18 protein-coding genes are annotated in these 18,762 nt (G+C 55.8%); 10 read left to right on the top strand and 8 right to left on the bottom strand.

All coding sequences use genetic code 11. From position 1 onward, the window contains the following. The first annotated feature begins 178 nt into the window (after positions 1 to 178). Both KVT28_RS13780 and arsC read left to right on the top strand, forming a co-directional pair. On the top strand, positions 179 to 1,642 hold the full coding sequence (locus tag KVT28_RS13780; RefSeq protein WP_217548964.1) for a M48 family metallopeptidase: 1,464 nt from the start codon (positions 179 to 181) through the stop codon (positions 1,640 to 1,642). A 4-nt stretch (positions 1,643 to 1,646) separates the two neighbouring features. Further along, positions 1,647 to 1,994 (top strand): arsenate reductase (glutaredoxin), encoded by a 348-nt coding sequence (gene arsC, locus KVT28_RS13785; protein WP_217548966.1) that lies wholly within the window; start codon positions 1,647 to 1,649, stop codon positions 1,992 to 1,994. Here arsC and hda read toward each other — a convergent pair. The 3 genes from hda to upp all read right to left on the bottom strand — a co-directional run bounded on the left by hda (position 1,991) and on the right by upp (position 4,814). After that, on the bottom strand, positions 1,991 to 2,692 hold the full coding sequence (gene hda / locus KVT28_RS13790; RefSeq protein WP_036649513.1) for a DnaA inactivator Hda: 702 nt from the start codon (positions 2,690 to 2,692) through the stop codon (positions 1,991 to 1,993). The genes arsC and hda overlap by 4 nt on opposite strands. A gap of 93 nt (positions 2,693 to 2,785) precedes the next feature. Continuing rightward, positions 2,786 to 4,069 carry a uracil permease gene (uraA, locus tag KVT28_RS13795; RefSeq protein WP_217548968.1) on the bottom strand — a complete coding sequence of 428 codons (1,284 nt, stop codon included), beginning with the start codon at positions 4,067 to 4,069 and terminating at the stop codon, positions 2,786 to 2,788. Between the two features lie 118 nt (positions 4,070 to 4,187). After that, complete coding sequence (upp, locus tag KVT28_RS13800; RefSeq protein WP_008108331.1) at positions 4,188 to 4,814, bottom strand: uracil phosphoribosyltransferase; 627 nt, start codon at positions 4,812 to 4,814, stop codon at positions 4,188 to 4,190. A gap of 229 nt (positions 4,815 to 5,043) precedes the next feature. Here upp and purM point away from each other — a divergent pair, with 229 nt between their 5' ends. Together purM and purN are read left to right on the top strand one after the other, a co-directional pair. Further along, positions 5,044 to 6,084, top strand: coding sequence for a phosphoribosylformylglycinamidine cyclo-ligase (gene purM, locus KVT28_RS13805; RefSeq protein ID WP_008108330.1), 1,041 nt, complete (start codon positions 5,044 to 5,046; stop codon positions 6,082 to 6,084). After that, positions 6,081 to 6,719: a phosphoribosylglycinamide formyltransferase gene (gene purN, locus KVT28_RS13810; protein ID WP_192411398.1), complete on the top strand. Its 639-nt coding sequence runs from the start codon at positions 6,081 to 6,083 to the stop codon at positions 6,717 to 6,719. The genes purM and purN overlap by 4 nt, the downstream gene beginning before the upstream one ends. A gap of 109 nt (positions 6,720 to 6,828) precedes the next feature. On the opposite strand, the gene pstB is transcribed toward purN, so the two are convergent. From pstB to KVT28_RS13825, 3 genes are read right to left on the bottom strand one after another with little or no spacing between them, the layout of a single operon-like run. Beyond that, complete coding sequence (gene pstB, locus KVT28_RS13815; RefSeq protein WP_101763509.1) at positions 6,829 to 7,596, bottom strand: phosphate ABC transporter ATP-binding protein PstB; 768 nt, start codon at positions 7,594 to 7,596, stop codon at positions 6,829 to 6,831. A gap of 11 nt (positions 7,597 to 7,607) precedes the next feature. After that, positions 7,608 to 9,206 carry a phosphate ABC transporter permease PstA gene (gene pstA, locus KVT28_RS13820; RefSeq protein WP_217548970.1) on the bottom strand — a complete coding sequence of 533 codons (1,599 nt, stop codon included), beginning with the start codon at positions 9,204 to 9,206 and terminating at the stop codon, positions 7,608 to 7,610. Continuing rightward, a complete protein-coding gene (locus tag KVT28_RS13825; protein ID WP_217548972.1) occupies positions 9,203 to 11,296 on the bottom strand; it encodes an ABC transporter permease subunit in 2,094 nt (697 codons plus the stop codon). Before KVT28_RS13825 ends, pstA begins: the two co-directional genes overlap by 4 nt. Before the next feature lie 182 nt (positions 11,297 to 11,478). Here KVT28_RS13825 and ppk1 point away from each other — a divergent pair, with 182 nt between their 5' ends. The 5 genes from ppk1 (at position 11,479) to mgtE (ending at position 17,592) form a co-directional block, all read left to right on the top strand. Continuing rightward, positions 11,479 to 13,539, top strand: coding sequence for a polyphosphate kinase 1 (gene ppk1, locus KVT28_RS13830; protein WP_101763506.1), 2,061 nt, complete (start codon positions 11,479 to 11,481; stop codon positions 13,537 to 13,539). Positions 13,540 to 13,544: 5 nt separating this feature from the next. Then, the gene (gene ppx / locus KVT28_RS13835; protein WP_101763505.1) at positions 13,545 to 15,071 is read left to right on the top strand and encodes an exopolyphosphatase; all 1,527 of its coding nucleotides are present in this window, start codon (positions 13,545 to 13,547) and stop codon (positions 15,069 to 15,071) included. 27 nt (positions 15,072 to 15,098) lie between these two features. Next, positions 15,099 to 15,698, top strand: coding sequence for a tellurite resistance methyltransferase TehB (gene tehB, locus KVT28_RS13840; RefSeq protein WP_240632920.1), 600 nt, complete (start codon positions 15,099 to 15,101; stop codon positions 15,696 to 15,698). A gap of 153 nt (positions 15,699 to 15,851) precedes the next feature. Continuing rightward, positions 15,852 to 16,037 (top strand): YfgG family protein, encoded by a 186-nt coding sequence (locus tag KVT28_RS13845; protein WP_101763503.1) that lies wholly within the window; start codon positions 15,852 to 15,854, stop codon positions 16,035 to 16,037. A 121-nt stretch (positions 16,038 to 16,158) separates the two neighbouring features. After that, on the top strand, positions 16,159 to 17,592 hold the full coding sequence (gene mgtE / locus KVT28_RS13850; protein WP_101763502.1) for a magnesium transporter: 1,434 nt from the start codon (positions 16,159 to 16,161) through the stop codon (positions 17,590 to 17,592). On the opposite strand, the gene KVT28_RS13855 is transcribed toward mgtE, so the two are convergent. Further along, complete coding sequence (locus KVT28_RS13855) at positions 17,589 to 18,089, bottom strand: AlpA family transcriptional regulator (RefSeq protein WP_101763501.1); 501 nt, start codon at positions 18,087 to 18,089, stop codon at positions 17,589 to 17,591. The genes mgtE and KVT28_RS13855 overlap by 4 nt on opposite strands. Positions 18,090 to 18,102: 13 nt before the next feature. Continuing rightward, positions 18,103 to 18,360: a hypothetical protein gene (locus KVT28_RS27820; protein WP_101763500.1), complete on the bottom strand. Its 258-nt coding sequence runs from the start codon at positions 18,358 to 18,360 to the stop codon at positions 18,103 to 18,105. Positions 18,361 to 18,576: 216 nt separating this feature from the next. Here KVT28_RS27820 and KVT28_RS13860 point away from each other — a divergent pair, with 216 nt between their 5' ends. Continuing rightward, a complete protein-coding gene (locus KVT28_RS13860; RefSeq protein ID WP_101763499.1) occupies positions 18,577 to 18,756 on the top strand; it encodes a DUF2158 domain-containing protein in 180 nt (59 codons plus the stop codon). Positions 18,757 to 18,762 lie beyond the last annotated feature (6 nt).

Below are 18,762 nucleotides of genomic sequence, written 5' to 3' on the forward strand. Positions count from 1 at the left end.
TTTTGCTGCAATTTCGTCATGCTGTAACCCTTTTTTCATTTAAAGCGCATGAATCTTCATCGTTTGCTTGTCGCCGCAGTCTGGTTAAGATAGAGCGCGTTCCGCAAAGGGAAAAATAGTGCAGAACATTTGAACCACTTACCTGTCCAATTTCGGGTGACTTTTACAGGATCAAGGCATGTTTAACCGGTTGAAAAAATCAGTGCTGGCGGCCCTTATTCCTACGCTGCTGCTGACGCCTGCGCTGAGTGCGCGCGCTGACGTTAGTGATACGCTGCCCGACATGGGCACCACAGCAGGTTCAACGCTTTCGATTAATCAGGAACTTCAGATGGGCGACTTCTACGTGCGCCAGCTGCGCGCCAGTGCGCCTCTGATTAACGATCCGCTGTTGAATCAATACATTAACGAGCTTGGTCAGCGACTGGTGGCGCATGCCAACTCGGTGCGGACGCCGTTCCACTTCTTTTTGATCCAGAACGACGAACTCAACGCCTTCGCCTTCTTTGGCGGCAACGTGGTGCTGCATTCATCGCTGTTCCGCTATACCGATAACGAAAGCCAGCTGGCGTCGGTGATGGCGCACGAAATCTCGCACGTCACGCAGCGCCATCTGGCGCGCGCCATGGAAGAGCAGCGACGCAATGCGCCGCTGACCTGGGTCGGCGCATTGGGATCGATTCTGCTGGCAATGGCCAGCCCGCAAGCCGGCATGGCGGCGTTGACCGGTACGCTGGCGGGTGCGCAGCAAGGCATTATCAGCTTTACCCAGGGCAACGAGCAGGAAGCTGACCGCATCGGTATTCAGGTTCTGCAACGCGCTGGATTCGATCCGCAAGCGATGCCGACTTTTCTGCAGAAGCTGGCGGATCAGAGCCGCTTCTCCTCCAAGCCGCCGGAAATTTTGCTGACGCACCCGTTACCCGACAGCCGACTTGCCGATGCGCGTAACCGCGCCAACCAGATGCGTCCGGTGGTGGTGCAGTCGTCGCAGGATTTCTACATGGCGAAAGTGCGCTCGCTCGGCATGTACGCCACTGGCCGCAATCAGCTGACCGATGACCTGCTGAACGAATACGCCAAAGGCAACGTGCGCGAGCAGCAGGCGGCACAGTACGGCAAAGCGATACAGTTCCTGCAGGCCAAAAGCTTTGATAGCGCCAAACGGGTGATCGCCCCGCTGCTGGCGAAGCAGCCGGATAACGTCTGGTTCCTTGATATCATGACCGACATCGACATCGGCCTGAATCAGCCGCAGCAGGCGATCGCCATGCTGAGCAGCGCCAAAGGCAACAGCAGCAATCCGGTATTGCAGTTGAATCTGGCTAATGCCTATGTCGAAGCGAAGCAGCCCGCCAACGCCAGCCGCATCCTCAATCGCTACACCTTTGCCCATCCGGACGATGTTAACGCCTTTGATCTGCTGGCGCAGGCCTCTGCGGCGCAGGGTTTGCGCGATGAAGAACTTTCGGCGCGCGCGGAAGGTTTGGCGCTCAACGGTCAACTCGATCAGGCGATCTCCACCTTGAGCAGCGCCAGCGCGCAGGTGCCGCTCGGCAGCCTGAAACAAGCGCGCTATGACGCACGTATCGACCAGTTCCGTGAACTGCAGAAGCGTTTTAAGGTTTATCAAAAAGGATAAGAAGATGGTCAGCATTTATCACAACCCGCGCTGCAGCAAGAGCCGCGAAACGCTGGCGCTGTTGCAGGAGCGAGGTATCGAGCCCGATGTGGTGCTTTATCTTGAGACGCCGCCCGATGTCACTACGCTAAAACGTCTGTTGAAACAGCTCGGCATGCACAGCGCGCGCGAACTGATGCGGCGTAAAGAGGACTTGTATCAAGAGTTGGCTTTAGCGGATAGCGCGTTAAGCGAGGCTCATCTGCTGCAAGCGATGGTGGATCATCCGAAACTGATCGAACGCCCGATTGTGATCAAGGGCGAACAGGCGCGTATTGGTCGTCCACCCGAAGCGGTGCTGGAGATTATCTAAAGCTCCAGCGCTTCTTTAACAAAAGGAATGGTGAGTTTGCGCTGGGCGCTGATGGAGGCGCGATCGAGACGATCCAGGGTATCAAACAGCGTGCGCATCTCACGGTCGAGGCGTTTCAACAGGAAGCGCCCGACATCTTCCGGCAACTCAAAACCACGCAATCCGGCACGCAGCTGCATCGCCTGTAATTTGTCGTCATCCGAGAGCGGCTGCAAACGGTAAATCTGTCCCCAGTCGAGACGTGAAGCCAGATCCGGTAAGCCGAGATTGAGCTGGCGCGGCGGTCGATCGCCGGTAATCAGCAAACGCGTTTTACCGATTTCCAGAATACGATTGTAGAGATCAAAGATCGCCATTTCCCACTCCGGATCGCCCGCGATGCACTCGATATTATCGATGCACACCAGCGCCAGATTCTCCATGCCTTCCAGGACTTCCGGCACAAACCAGGTGCGCTTATCCAGCGGCACATAGCCCACCGCTTCGCCGCGCGCCGAGAGTTCCGCACAGGCGGCATGCAGCAGATGACTGCGGCCACCGCCTTCGCGCGACCAGAAATAGAGATAGCTACCGTGTTGCTGAGAGAGTGCGCCTTGCAGCGCCGCCAGCAGAGACGTGTTTTCCCCCGGCCAGAAACTGGCGAAGGTTTCATCATCGGGTAAATAGAGTGGCAATGAGAGCTGTGCCGGCGTGTTCAGAAGTACCTCAACGGATGAGCGGGCAGAAAACCGCGCAAGTTTATCACGATCTTTGCCGGAGATGAACCGGGCTTCCCTGCCCGGCTTGCAGCCTTAACTTTCGCGCTTCTCTTCAGCGTCCAGCACCACCTCTTCCGGGCGCAATACGCTGATTAAACGGAAGATCAGCGCCAGGCTGACGCCTACAATAGTCGCCAACGCCATGCCTTTCAGCTCGGCCGCGCCGATGTGCACTTTGGCACCGCTCACGCCGATGATCAGGATCACCGAGGTCAGGATCAGGTTCTGCGCTTTGTTGTAATCCACTTTCGACTCGATCAGCACACGAATACCGGACGCGCCAATCACACCGTATAGCAACAGCGATACGCCGCCCATCACCGGCACAGGAACCGCCTGAATCGCCGCCGCCAGCTTGCCGACGCACGAGAGCAGAATGGCAAAGATCGCCGCGCCGCCAATTACCCAGGTGCTGTACACGCGGGTAATCGCCATTACACCGATGTTCTCGCCGTAAGTGGTGTTCGGCGTGGAGCCGAAGAAACCGGAGATCATGGTGGATAAACCGTTAGCGAACATCGAGCGGTGCAGACCCGGATCGCGGATCAGATCTTTCTTCACGATATTCGCGGTGACCACCAAGTGACCCACGTGCTCGGCAATCACCACCAGTGCGGCTGGCAGAATGGTCAGCATCGCCACCCATTCAAAACGCGGCGTGTAGAAGGTTGGCAGCGCAAACCACGGCGCATTTTCCACCGCGGTCCAGTCCACAATCCCCATCGCGTAAGAGAGCGCATAGCCGACCAACACGCCGACTAAAATCGGGATGATGGCGAGGAAACCACGGAACAGCACCGAACCAAACACGGTCACCGCCAGCGTCACCATCGAGATGATCACGGTTTTGCTGTCTGGCGATGTGCCGTCAGCAGGCATAAGGCCGGCCATATTCGCCGCCACGCCCGCCAGTTCCAGACCGATAACCGCGACAATCGCGCCCATCGCTGCCGGTGGGAACATCACGTCCAGCCAGCCGGTACCGGCTTTCTTGACGATTAGCGCCACCATACAGAACAGCAAACCGCAGAGAATAAAGCCGCCCAGCGCCACTTCATAACCCAGCGGCAACAGCAGCAGCACCGGCGAAATAAAGGCAAAGCTCGATCCGAGATAAGCCGGGATTTTGCCTTTACAAATAAACAGATAGAGCAGCGTTCCGACGCCGTTAAACAGCAACACCGTGGCCGGGTTGATGTGGAACAGAATCGGCACCAGCACGGTTGCGCCGAACATGGCGAACAGATGCTGTAAGCTGAGTGGAATGGTTTGCAACAGTGGCGGACGTTCGCCCACACCAATAGCACGACGAGTCATTATTATCCCCTATCCTCTTCGTTCTTCGAGCCATGGCTGCGTTGGCTCGAATAACTCGAGGATGACAATGTTGTGTTTTTGCCAAAAAAAAGCCGACTCTCTGGCCGGCTGGTTTCTTTTATTTGGTTCCGAAAATCTTGTCCCCTGCATCTCCCAAGCCAGGAATGATGTAGCCCTTCTCGTTCAATCCCTGATCGATAGATGCGGTGTAGAGCTCCACATCCGGATGCGCTTTCTCCAGCGCGGCAATACCTTCAGGTGCGGCCACCAGCACCAGCACTTTAATGCTGGTACAACCGGCTTTTTTCAGCAGATCGATGGTGGCGATCATCGAACCGCCGGTTGCCAGCATCGGGTCGACCACCAGCGCCAGGCGCTCTTCGATGTTCGAAACCAGCTTCTGGAAATAAGGAACCGGCTCCAGCGTCTCTTCATCACGATACACGCCAACCACGCTGATGCGTGCGCTGGGAACGTGCTCAAGCACGCCTTCCATCATGCCAAGACCCGCACGCAGAATCGGAACCACCGTGATTTTTTTACCTTTGATCTGATCGATTTCAACCGGACCGTTCCAGCCTTCAATCGTGACGCGCTCGGTTTCCAGATCGGCGGTGGCTTCATAGGTCAGCAAGCTGCCCACTTCCGAGGCCAGCTCGCGGAAACGCTTGGTGCTGATATCATGCTCACGCATCAGGCCCAGTTTATGTTTGACCAGCGGGTGTTTGACTTCCACGATCTTCATGATTGTTCTCCCGGAATTGAGTTGAGCTAAAAAAAATCGCCGGATTATACCGCCTTTTCGCTGCTGCGCCACTTGTCATCGGTCAATAGCCTGCGTCATCTAAGGATTGGCGAAAATCTGAGGCGATGCAAAGGCAGCATGAGATGGGACTCGCAAACGTTTGCCTGCGCTGTTAGAATTGCCGCGCTTAATTTTTGCCACCAACCGCAACTCGCGTGGGGATTCCGCAGTGACCGACAAAACCTCTCTCAGCTACAAAGACGCCGGTGTTGATATCGATGCTGGTAACGATCTGGTTGACCGTATTAAAGGCGTAGTGAAAAAAACCCGCCGCCCGGAAGTCATGGGTGGATTGGGCGGATTCGGCGCGCTCTGTGCGCTGCCGCAGAAGTACCGCGAGCCGGTGCTGGTCTCCGGAACCGATGGCGTCGGCACCAAGCTGCGTCTGGCGATGGATCTCAAACGCCACGACAGCATCGGCATTGATCTGGTCGCGATGTGTGTTAACGACCTGATTGTTCAGGGTGCTGAGCCGCTGTTCTTCCTCGATTATTACGCGACCGGCAAGCTGGATGTGGATACCGCGTCATCGGTGATCACCGGCATCGCCGAAGGTTGCTTGCAGTCGGGTTGTGCGCTGGTCGGCGGTGAAACCGCTGAAATGCCGGGCATGTACCACGGCGAAGATTACGACGTGGCGGGTTTCTGCGTTGGCGTGGTGGAAAAATCAGAGATCATTGACGGTTCGAAAGTGCAGGACGGCGACGTGCTGATCGCGCTGGGTTCCAGCGGCCCACACTCGAACGGTTATTCACTGGTGCGCAAGATTCTTGAAGTCAGCCAGACCGATCCGGCCACCAAACAGCTGGATGGCAAATCACTGGCCGATCACCTGCTGGCGCCAACCCGCATCTATGTGAAAAACATCCTTAGCCTGATCGAACAGGTTGATGTGCATGCGATTTCGCATCTGACCGGCGGCGGCTTCTGGGAAAACATCCCGCGCGTGCTGCCAGACAACACCCAGGCGGTGCTGGAAGAGAGCAGCTGGCAGTGGCCGTCTGTGTTCAGCTGGTTGCAGCAGGCGGGCAACGTTAGCCGTCACGAAATGTACCGCACCTTTAACTGCGGCGTGGGCATGGTGATTGCGCTGAGCCCGGCAGAGGCCGATAAAGCGGTACAGCTGATGACCGACGCGGGCGAAAAAGCGTGGAAAATCGGTGTGATTAAAGCGTCTGATTCCGAAGAGCGTGTGGTTATCAATCCATGAAAAAACTGGTTGTACTGATCTCCGGCAACGGAAGCAATCTTCAGTCCATCCTCGACGCCTGCGCAAGCGGGCGTATAAACGGCAGCGTCGCTGCCGTTTTCAGTAATAAAGCCAGCGCGTTTGGTTTAACGCGCGCGCGGGAAGCCAATGTCCCGTCACTTGCGTTAGCCGCCAGTGATTTTGCCGACCGCGAAGCCTTTGATCGCCAGCTGATGCAGGAGATTGATGCTTACGCGCCAGATCTGGTGGTGCTGGCCGGTTATATGCGCATCCTCAGCAGCGCTTTTGTCGCGCACTATCACGATCGTCTGGTGAATATTCATCCGTCGCTGTTGCCGAAATATCCGGGCTTACACACACATCGTCAGGCGCTGGAAAACGGCGACGAGGAGCATGGCACCTCAGTGCATTTTGTCACTGACGAGCTGGATGGCGGACCCATTATTTTGCAAGCGCGTGTGCCGGTGTTTGCTGGCGACAGCGAAGACGAGATCAGCGCGCGCGTGCAGCATCAGGAACACGCGATCTATCCGCTGGTGATCAGCTGGTTTGTTGATGGGCGTTTGCAGATGCGTGAAGGTAAAGCATGGCTGGATGGTCAGTTATTACCGACGCAAGGCTATGCTCACGATTGAATGTTATGCATATTCCGAAGCGGCGCGATTTATCGCGCATTTCGATGGCAACATCGTGCCCATCCGGGCATTGCGCAATAAATTGCGCCGCTACAAATCGCAGACTTTTTTAACCAAATCTTCCCGTAATATAATCTTCGGTTCGCCGCGCTTTCGGTGAGGTGAAGATTCTGTCGGTTTCGTCAAACTCTACCAACTGACCGTTGTGCATAAACGCGGTGTAATCCGACACGCGTGCCGCCTGCTGCATATTGTGCGTCACCAGCACCAGTGTGAAATGCTGCTTCAGCGTGGTCATCAACTCCTCGATCACCAGCGTTGAGATCGGATCAAGTGCCGAAGTGGGCTCATCCAGCAGTAACACTTCCGGCTCGATGGCAATGGCGCGCGCAATCACCAAACGCTGCTGCTGGCCGTTAGAGAGCGTTAACGCGTTCTGCCCCAGCTGATCTTTCACTTCGCCCCACAACGCCGCCGCGCGCAGCGCACGCTCACAGGCTTCATTCAGCACGCGACGATCGCGCACGCCCTGCAAGCGCAGGCCGTAAACCACGTTTTCATAGATCGATTTAGGAAACGGATTCGGCCGCTGGAACACCATGCCAATGCGGCGACGCAGCGCGGGAAGATCCTGATTCGCCTGCATCACCGCGTAATCACCGAGCAGAATCTCGCCTTCAATGCGGCAGCGATCGATCACATCATTCATGCGATTGAAACAGCGCAGCAGCGTCGATTTGCCACAGCCGGAAGGACCAATCAACGCCGTGATGCGGTTCTTCGGAATCTGCAGATCAATGTTATTCAGCGCCTGGCGTTCGCCATACCACAGCGAAAGCTGATTAACGCTAAGGGCAATGTCGTAATCGGGCGTCATCAGAAACCTTTTTAGTGCGTCATAATCCGGTAACGCTCACGCAGCCGATGGCGCAACGCCATCGCCAGCAGATTGAGCGACAGGATGATCACCACCAGCAGCAAAGCGGTGGCGTAAACCAGCGGTCGATCAGCATCGATGTTGGGGCTCTGGAACGCCAAATCGTAGATCTGAAAACCGAGGTGCATGAATTTGCGATCGAGGTGCAGATAAGGGAACACCGCATCAACCGGCAGCTCAGGCACCATCTTCACCACGCCCACCAGCATCAGCGGCGCGGTTTCTCCGGCCGCACGCGCCACCGCCAGAATCAAGCCGGTGAGCATGGCCGGTACCGCCAGCGGCAGCACCACGCGCCACAGCGTTTCCGCCTGCGTTGCGCCCAGCGCTAGCGATCCCTGACGCAGATTATCCGGAATGCGCGACAATCCCTCTTCGGTGGCAACGATCACCACCGGCAGCGTCAGCAGCGCCAGCGTCAGCGCGGCCCACAGCAAGCCCGGCGTACCAAAAGTAGGATTGGGTAAGGCGCTGGAGAAAAACAGCTGGTCGAGGGTGCCGCCAATCAGCCAGACAAAGAAACCGAGGCCAAACACGCCGTAGACAATTGACGGCACGCCCGCAAGATTTACCACCGCGATGCGCACCAGCCGCGTCAACGCATTGCGTCCGGCGTATTCGTGCAGCCATACCGCCGCGATGACGCCGAGCGGCATGACGATGATCGACATCAACAGCACCATTAGCACGGTGCCAAAAATCGCCGGAAACGCCCCGCTCTCGCCGCCACCGGAAGTCGGTGAATCGCTGACGAATTGCCAAATCTGACCGAAGAAGTGCAGCGTTTTGTTGGTTAAGGTCATGGCATTCGGATACCACGCATCCACCACCTGCGCCAATGGGATGGTGTGATCCACGCCGTTCACATCGCGCAGCACCAGCGTATCGCGCTGACTTTCGTGCTGCAGATGAGTTAACTGCTGCGCCAGCGCGTTAAAGCGGCGCTGTAACGCCGTGCGATTGGCATCAAACTCAGACTGCACTTCCAGGCTGAAGCGGCCGTTACGCTGCTGCTCATCGGCCTGCTGCTGCAGGCTTTCCAGCTGTGCATTAAGGCGCGCCATCTCAATGCGGCGGATGTTACTCGCCTGGCGCAGCTGCTCATGTACCTGCTGCAAACGCTGATGCAGCAAGGCATCGCGGCTTTGGGCGGTCATGACTTCGTTATCCTGGCGCAGCTCCACCAGCCAACCATAGGCGTTGCCGCCGTTGCGGCGCTGCAGCACCAACACATCAGCAGGACGACGGGTTTTCGCCTCGCCCTGACTGTAGAGCACGCGGAAATCCGGCGCGGCAAAATCACGGTTGCCGGTTTTCACCACATAGCGCCACTGTTCGCCCTGCTGCTGCTTTTGCAAGGTTTCACCCAGCACCATCACCGGGCTGCCTTGCGGCGGCTGGAACTGATATTGATCGACCGGCTGCGGCCAGAAGGCACGCACGCCCTGCCAGCCGAGCAAACCAATCAGCAAGGTAAACGTCAGCAGGCAAACCGCGACGGCGCCGGCGGTGAGCCAGCGCCAGCGATCGTTTTGTTTCATTGCCGTCATCCGTGGCCCTCATGCTGGCTGTAGCGTTGGCGCAAGCGCTGACGAATCAACTCGGCGATGGTGTTGATCACCAAGGTGAAGATCAACAGCAACAACGCACTGAGGAACAGAATGCGATAATGCGCGCTGCCCGCTGCGGCTTCGGGCATCTCAATGGCAATGTTGGCGGAGAGCGCACGCATGCCAGCAAATAAGCCGCCTTCGCTAACCGGCGTGTTGCCAGTGGCCATCAGCACAATCATCGTCTCGCCGACGGCGCGGCCAAAGCCAATCATCAAGGCGGCGAAGATGCCCGCGGAGGCACCCGGCAGCACTACACGCGTCAGGGTTTGCCACGGCGTGGCGCCCAGCGCCAGCGAGCCCTGCCCCAGCGCGCCCGGCACGCTGAACAGCGCATCTTCCGATAAGGTGAAAATCAGCGGCACCAGTGCAAAACCCATCGCCAGTGCAGCAACTAATAAGTTGCGCTGTTCGTAATGCGCTAAACGCTCGCCAATCTCCGGCCAGAACAGCGTTGGCAGCCACAGCGTCAGCAAGGTCACCACTAACAGTAGCGGCAGCAGCAGAATCACTTCAAAACCGGGACGTCGCCAGCTGGCCGGCAAACGCGGACTCAGCACGCCGCACAATAATAAGGTCGCGGCCAACACCGGCGGCAGTAATAGCACGCCAACCAGCGCGGTGCTGATGTGCGGTGCCAGCCACACGCCAGCGATTAAACCAATCACCACGCTGGGCAGCGCGCCCATCATTTCGATCGCCGGTTTCACCCAGCGACGTAAACCCGGCGACATAAACCAGGCGGTATACATCGCGGCGGCCAGCGCCAGCGGCGTGGCAAACAGCAGCGCCAGACTGGCGGCTTTTAGCGTGCCCAGTACCAGCGGCATCAGGCTGAACTTGGCTTGATAGCTGTCACCCGCCGCGGTGGATTGCCATACCCAATCGGCCTGCGGATAGTTTTCGTACCAGATTTTTTGCCACAGGTTGCGCCAGGTGAAGTCCGGCCACGGGTTATCCAGCGCAAACTGTTGCCACTCCCCGGCGCGTTCAATGATCAAGGCATCCCCGTGCGGCGCGAAGGCCAGTGCCTGAATGCCCGGTGCCAGCTGACGCGTTAAAATCGCGCCCTGCTGCTTGCTGGCGAACAGCTGAACCGTGCCCTGCGCATCGTAAGTGGCAAACACGCGGCGCTGCGGCTCCGGCGTTATTCCGCGCGCCTGCTGGCTGCCGTTGAAGGTGTGAATCTGTTGTAAGCGCGGCCCATTATTACTGGCGATAGCGAACCATTGCTGCACGCCCTGCGCATCCTGAATCAGCAAGGTGCGTCCACCGGCCAGCATATGCAGGCTTTGCGGCGGCAGATTGAGGGTTTGCGTTTCACGTAACTGTGCGCCATCAGATGTGATTTGCCACACGCGCAGTAAGCGCCCGCTGCTGGCGTAGAGCAAGGTGCCATCCGGCGACAGCAGCAGATGATCGGCCTGCTGCTGGGGCAACAGGATCTGATTCACTTTTTGCTGATTTTCCAGCGTCAGCAGGCTGATGCCGGCTGCGGTTTGCGCCGCGATCAACCATTGATGGTCGTTGAGCGACGTCAACGCCATGTTACTGACCGGGCCTTGCGGTAAGCGCAGTGGACGATCGCCGAGCGGGAAGCCCCATTCGCCGCTGCCGTTGCGGATAACCGGTTGCATTAACAGCAGTTCGCCCTGCATATTGAGCAGCACGCTGCGGTTATCAAAGCTTGCGATCGCCGCATCGGGTTTGCCATTCAGCGCCAGTGCGGGAGCGGCAGGTTGACCATCAAGCGGAATAAAGCGCGCTTCGTTGCGGCTGATGCGCCAGCCTAAATGGCCGTCGCTGCCCATCGCCAGCATTGGGGCTTTGTCCCACAGCTGAATATTGGTGGTGGCATGCATTCCCGGCGCGCTAAACAGCGGCAACACCACCCAGATCAACCAGAAGAACAGCAGTAACATCAGCAGCAAAATTCCCACGCCGCAAGCTGTGACGACGCGGCGCACTAAATTATCAGTGGCGCGTCGACGACGGTCGCTAAAGTGGACGGGAATACGATTTATGCTCATGCAGGCCAGGTTACCGGTGGAAACAAGTCGCTATGTTGCCCGTAGCTGATTGATAAGACAACCTTTGACGTTGGACAAGCCTGCCATACTCTCGCCATAATGGTGACGGACACTGAGCGGTAACGCATTTTTGCGTCTTTTCCGCCGGACATTCCGTCCAGCATCAGCATCTCGGAGTCAGAATGGGTCAGGATAAGCTGTATATAGAAAAAGAATTAAGCTGGTTAAGCTTCAATGAACGTGTGTTACAGGAAGCCTCGGATAAAAGTAATCCGCTGATTGAACGCATGCGCTTCCTCGGGATTTACTCCAATAACCTCGAAGAGTTCTATAAAGTGCGCTTTGCCGATCTCAAGCGGCGAATTCTGATCAGCGAAGAGCAAGGCAAACCGACCTCTTTGCGGCATCTGTTAAAGAAAATTCAGCTGCGGGTGCAGAAATCGGATCAGGAGTTTGATGCGCTCTACAACGATCTGCTGCTGGAAATGGCGCGTAATCAGATCTTCCTGATTAACGAACGTCAACTGTCACCGAATCAGCAAGAGTGGCTGCGCTACTACTTCAAACATCAATTACGCCAGCACGTCACGCCGATTCTGATTAACCATGACACCGATCTGATCGAATTCCTGAAAGACGATTACACCTATCTGGCGGTGGAGATCATTCGCGGCGACGATATTCGTTATGCGCTGCTGGAGATCCCGTCTGATAAAGTGCCGCGCTTTATTAACTTGCCGGCTGAGTCGCCACGCCGGCGCAAGCCAATGATTCTGCTGGATAACATCCTGCGCTATTGCCTCGATGAAATTTTCAAAGGCTTCTTCGATTACGATACGCTGAACGCCTATTCGATGAAGATGACGCGCGACGCCGAATACGATCTGGTTACAGAGATGGAATCGAGCCTGCTGGAGCTGATGTCGTCGAGCCTGAAGCAGCGTCTCAATGCCGAGCCGGTCCGTTTCGTTTATCAGCGCGATATGCCGGATGCGATGGTGGAAATGCTGCGCCATAAGCTGTCGATTTCGAACTACGATTCGATTGTGCCCGGCGGCCGCTACCATAACTTCAAAGATTTCATCGGCTTCCCGAACGTTGGTAAAAGCAATCTGGAAAACCGTCCGCTGCCGCAAATTCGCCACATCGGCTTTGACGGCTTCCGCAACGGCTTCGACGCCATCCGCAATCGCGATGTGCTGCTCTACTATCCGTATCACACCTTTGAGCATGTGCTGGAGCTGCTGCGTCAGGCCTCGTTCGACCCGAACGTGCTGGCGATTAAGATCAATATTTACCGCGTAGCGAAAAACTCGCGCATCATGGATGCGATGATTCACGCCGCCTATAACGGTAAGAAAGTCACGGTGGTGGTGGAACTGCAGGCGCGCTTCGATGAAGAGGCCAACATCCGCTGGGCGAAACGCCTGACCGAAGCGGGCGTGCATGTGATCTTCTCCGCGCCGGGTCTGAAAATTCACGCCAAGCTGTTCCTGATTTCGCGCCGTGAAGGCGAAGAAGTGGTGCGTTATGCGCATATCGGTACCGGGAACTTCAACGAAAAAACCGCGCGCATTTATACTGACTATTCATTGCTGACCGCCGATGCGCGCATCACCAATGAAGTGCGTCGCGTGTTCAACTTCATTGAGAATCCGTATCGTCCGGTCACCTTCGAGCATTTGCTGGTGTCACCGCAGAACTCGCGTGACGTGCTGTATAAGTTCATTGATGCCGAGATCGCCAACGCGCAGCAAGGCAATCCTGCTGGCATTACGTTGAAGATCAACAACCTGGTGGATAATGGTTTAGTTGATCGACTTTACGCCGCCTCGTCGGCAGGCGTGAAAGTGAATCTGCTGGTGCGCGGCATGTGTTCGCTGATTCCTGATTTACCGGGCATCAGTGAAAATATTCGCATTACCAGCATCGTTGACCGCTATCTCGAACACGACCGCGTCTATATTTTTGAGAACGGCGGCGAGAAAAAGGTGTTCCTCTCTTCCGCGGACTGGATGACGCGTAACATAGACCACCGCATTGAAGTAGCCGTGGCGATTCTTGATCCCCGCGTAAAGCAGCGCATATTGGACATCATCGCCATTCTGTTTAGTGATACGGTGAAAGCCCGCATCGTCGATAAAGAGCTGAGTAATCGTTATGTGCCGCGCGGCAACCGTAAAAAGGTGCGTTCGCAACTGGCCATTTATGACTACATCAAGAAACTGGAACAACCCGAATAACGCCTATGCCAATCTCACATAAAAGTACGCCGAAACCTCAGGAATTCGCGGCAATCGACCTCGGCTCGAACAGCTTCCATATGGTCATTGCCCGCGTGGTGGATGGCGCTTTGCAAGTGCTGGGACGCCTGAAACAGCGCGTGCATCTCGCCGATGGGCTGGATGCGCATAATCGCCTGAGCGAAGAAGCGATTGAGCGCGGGCTGAGCTGTCTGGCGTTGTTCGCCGAACGTTTGCAGGGCTTCAGTTCCGCCAACGTGACGATCGTCGGCACGCACACGCTGCGTATCGCCAGCAATGCGGAAGAGTTTCTGCAGCGCGCGGCCGAGGTGATTCCCTATCCGATCGAGGTGATCTCCGGCAACGAAGAAGCGCGTCTGATTTTTATGGGCGTGGAGCACACGCAGCCGGAAAAAGGCCGCAAGCTAGTGATCGATATCGGCGGCGGCTCCACCGAACTGGTGATTGGGGAAGACTTTGAGCCGCAGCTGGTTGAAAGCCGCCGCATGGGCTGCGTCAGCTTCGCCAATCTCTTCTTCCCCAAAGGCGAAATCACGCCAGAAAACTTCCGCCGTGCGCGCCTGTCCGCTGCGCAAAAGCTGGAAACCATGGCGTGGCAATATCGTTTGCACGGCTGGCAATATGCGCTAGGCGCGTCGGGCTCCATTAAAGCGGCCTGCGAAGTGCTGCTAGCGATGGGCGAAAAAGAGAAGCTGATTACGCCAGAAACGCTGGAATTGCTGACCAGCGAAGTGCTGAAGCATAAGTCGTTTAATGCGCTGAGCCTGCCAGGCTTGTCGGAAGAGCGTAAGGCGGTATTTGTACCGGGCTTGGCAATTTTGTGTGGCGTGTTTGATGCGTTAGCGATTCGCGAGCTGCGTCTCTCTGACGGCGCACTGCGTGAAGGCGTGCTGTATGAGATGGAAGGCCGTTTCCGTCATCAGGACATTCGCAGCCGCACCGCGCAAAGTCTGGCAAATCACTATGCGATTGATAGCGATCAGGCGCGCCGTGTGCTGGAAACCACCGAGAAGCTCTATTTGCAATGGCAGGAGCAGAATCCAAAGCAAGCTAATCCACAACTGTCGGCGCTGCTGAAATGGGCCGCGCTGCTGCATGAAGTGGGATTGACCATCAATCACAGCGGCATGCAGCGCCATTCGGCTTACATCCTGCAGAACTCCAACATGCCGGGCTTTAATCAGGATCAACAGATGCTGTTGGCCACGCTGGTACGTTATCACCGCAAAGCGGTGAAGCAGGATGAGATGCCGCGTTTCACCTTGTTTAAAAAGAAACAGTTTCTGCCGATGGTATTCCTGCTGCGTCTTGGCACGCTGCTGAATAATCAGCGCCAGGCGACCACCAAACCGGATTCTCTCAAGCTCAGCACCGACGACGGCCACTGGACGCTGACCTTCCCTGCCGGCTTCCTGAGCCAGAATACGCTGGTGCAGCTGGATCTGGAACGCGAGCAAGCTTACTGGAATGATGTCACCGGCTGGAAACTGATGCTGGAAGAAGAGGAGTAATGCGGGCAGCTGGCCCGCAATCTGGTTATGACTACACGCCCCGATAACTATTACGCTGAAAAATACGGCCTCACGCCGACCCATTCTGAAGTGCTGGCGGCCCTGCCTCATCTTGAAGTAGGGAAAGCACTGGATTTGGGCTGCGGCCAGGGCCGCAATAGTCTGTTTCTCAATCAGCATGGCTTTGACGTGACGGCCTGGGACAGCAATCCCGCCAGTCTGGAGCGCCTGAACAGCATCATTGCGGAAGAGAATCTACAGAACATTCACACCGAGCTGTGCGATCTCAATAGCGTGCGCTTCAACGGCGACTATAAGTTTGTGCTGTCGACCGTGGTGATGATGTTCCTGCAGCCGGCAACCATTCCGCAGCTGATTGCCGATATGCAGGCCAGCACGCGTAAATATGGCTACAACCTGATTGTGGCGGCGATGGATACCGATGATTATCCCAATACGCAAAACTTCCCATTTGCGTTTAAATCCGGTGAACTCAGCCACTATTACCGCAACTGGCATATTGTGAAATACAACGAAGAGGTCGGTGAACTGCATCGTCGTGATGAAAACGGTAACCGCATTAAAACCCGTTTTGCCACGCTGCTGGCGCAGAAAGCCAGTTACTGAATTAACGGCCGCTTTGTGCGGCCGTTAGATTGTCTGATGTCGATCAGTGCGCTGAATCTTTTTTGCTCATTTTTCACACAGCGATTGCTTTAGCGATCTAAGTGTGACTAAATATTGCCTCCGCCCATCGGGCATTTACAGGAACCACCCCGCGTGAACAGCGCTATCTCTGCACGAAGACGTCGCAAAACTGGCACCATGACCCGCATTGTTTTACTGGTCAGCTTCTTAATTTTGTTCGGCCGCCTGCTTTTCATCATTCCCGGTGCCATCGAGCATCATCAGCAAAAGAAAGCCATCCCTGAACCGGTCACGCTGAGCACCAGTGATTCGCGCTAAATAATCTGCGGGTCGGCTGTCGCTGCTAAACATTGTCCTTTGAGACAATGCTGCTTTTTACGTCCTGTTACCCGCAACGCGCTACACTGTGAGCTGACTTTACAGACACAAGGAACGCGTTATGTCTGCTTCGCATTCACAAAAATTAGCTGAAACCCGTCATCACATTCTCAACCTGCTGCTCAACGAGCACGATCTGGTTGATGTTCTGCTGGATAAATCCGTCGATCTGAATGCCGCCGAACTGCGTGATATCACCGACTGGCGTTATGAATTAGAGCTTGAGCTGCAGCAATTGCACGCCGCGGATTTAGCCGACATCCTCGAAGCCTTGCCGGAAGAAGAGCGTCAGGCGCTGTGGCGTTTAGTGCCGACGGCACAGCGCGGTCACGTCCTGGTTGAGGCTTCAGAAACCGTTTGGGCCAGCCTGACGGAAGAAATGTCTGATCGCGATATTCTGCACGCCATCGAGCCGCTGGATATCGACGATCAGGTATATCTGGCGCGCTACCTGCCGCGCGATTTAACCGGACGTCTGCTCACCACCCTTGAACCTAGCCTGCGCGCGCGACTGATGAGCGTGATCGAGCTGGATCGCGATCGCGTCGGGCAGATCATGGATTTCAATATCCTGACGGTGCGCTCTGACGTGACCTTAGCCACGGTGCAGCGCTATCTGCGTAAAGGCAAAAAAATGCCTGACGGCACCGATAAGATCTTTATCACCGACGAACAGAATCAACTGGTAGGTGAGTTAACGCTCACTGATATTCTGCTCAACAAACCGAAGATGCTGGTCGCAGAAGTGATGAATTCGCATCCCACCACGTTTCAGCTCAACGATAAAGCGGAAGACGCTGCTAGCGCGTTTGAACGTTATAACCTGATCTCCGCTGCGGTCACCGATGCTCAAGGCAAACTGATTGGCCGTATCACCATTGAAGACGTGGTCGATTTGGTGAACGAAGAGAACGAAAGCAACATCCGTAAAATGGGGGGTATCAGCCAGGGCGAAGACGTGTTTGCGCCGGTGCGCAAAGCGGTGGGCAAACGCTGGGCCTGGCTGGCGGTTAACCTGTGTACCGCATTTGTCGCTTCGCGCGTGATTGGCCTGTTTGAAGCCACCATATCGCAGCTGGTTGCGCTGGCAGCGCTGATGCCAATCGTCGCCGGCATCGGCGGCAACACCGGCAATCAAACCATTACCATGATTGTGCGTGCGCTGGCGCTGCATCAGGTTGAACCGGGTAATTTCTCGTTCCTGATCATGCGTGAACTCGGCGTGGCATTGATTAACGGCCTGTTCTGGGGCGGCATTATGGGCGGCGTCACCTGGCTGATGTACGACAACCTGCAACTCGGCGGCGTGATGATGCTGGCGATGGTGCTGAACCTGCTGCTGGCCGCGCTGATGGGCGTGCTGATTCCGTTAATCATGACCAAAATGAAACGCGATCCCGCCGTTGGCTCTAGCGTGCTGATCACCGCGATCACCGATACCGGCGGATTCTTTATCTTCCTTGGTCTGGCGACGATATTTTTGCTGCATCATTAAGGCTTTAAACAGTGTGCGTAACGTTGCAGCATCTGCTGTAAATTGAGTTGCAACGTTGCGCGCGCCAGTTCACTCATTGCTGGATTGACCCGCGTTGAACCACGCTGATTTAACCACTCCAGCACATCGATTAAATGCCATATGGCTGTTTTTCCATCATGAATCGGGCGCGGAAACTGCGGGCTATGGCTGAGCATCAGCTTGCGCATGTTCTGCCGCGAAACACCAATTAACTCTGCGATATCCGTCAGCCCGACTAAATCTGGCGCGGCTTCAATCAGTTCCGCATCTGGCAATGCCTCAAAAACATCCTCCAACGCGCTGCGCACCGCGTCCTGTGCAGTGCTGGCTTCGCGGCAGAACGTCATGCTTAATTTTCCCGCCACACCCGCGCCAATTAACGCATCAGTGCAGCCTTGCGAACCGAGCCGTTCGATCACTTCATTGATGTCGCTCTCATCATTGAGCTGAAAACGCAGCGTAAACTCAAATTCCATGTTTCACTCCTCGTCACTTAACCCGCTGAGGGCTTTCACTGCAGTTATCCACCACGCGCCGTAACAGTTTGGCATGCGTTTCGGGATTTTTTGGCGTACTCCAGATGCAGGTAATGCAGTAATCCCCACATCGACACTCTGTCGAATTATCTGGGCAGTACATCTTGCCCCACGCATGGTGACCGCCAACTGCAATCTTCCAACCTCTCGCTTCTGCATATCGCAAAGCTCCTTCGACCGCTTTATGCGGATGCCGCTTCCTGTATGACATCGCTGGCTACCTTATGCTCACCGCAATAAGTTGTCAACTGACAACTGCGAAGTGTTTCGGTACTATTTCAGCGGCGAATGCTGCAGAAAATAACCAGAACGGTCTCAACGCGCTTTGATTCAGTTTTGTGCTGGAAGACAGCGCACAAAATCAAGCGCACAGCGCCTGAAGTGCATATAGACTCTGTTGTTATCACTGACCTGACGGAGAAGAAGCATGTTTAACGTGGATGATTTTGTGCAGTCTAAGACCGGTGGCCCAAAGATGCAGGTGCTGCGCGTGGAAGGCGATATGCTGTGGTGCGCTCGCGTTGACGATCACATCAAACGTGAAATTGAAGTCAGAGCCGATAGCGTGAATCTGTATCACGAAGACGGCGATTTCGGCGTCTGTTAAAAAAAT

Source organism: Pantoea sp. GbtcB22, from assembly GCF_019091025.1.
Taxonomy (GTDB): Bacteria; Pseudomonadota; Gammaproteobacteria; order Enterobacterales; family Enterobacteriaceae; genus Pantoea; species Pantoea leporis.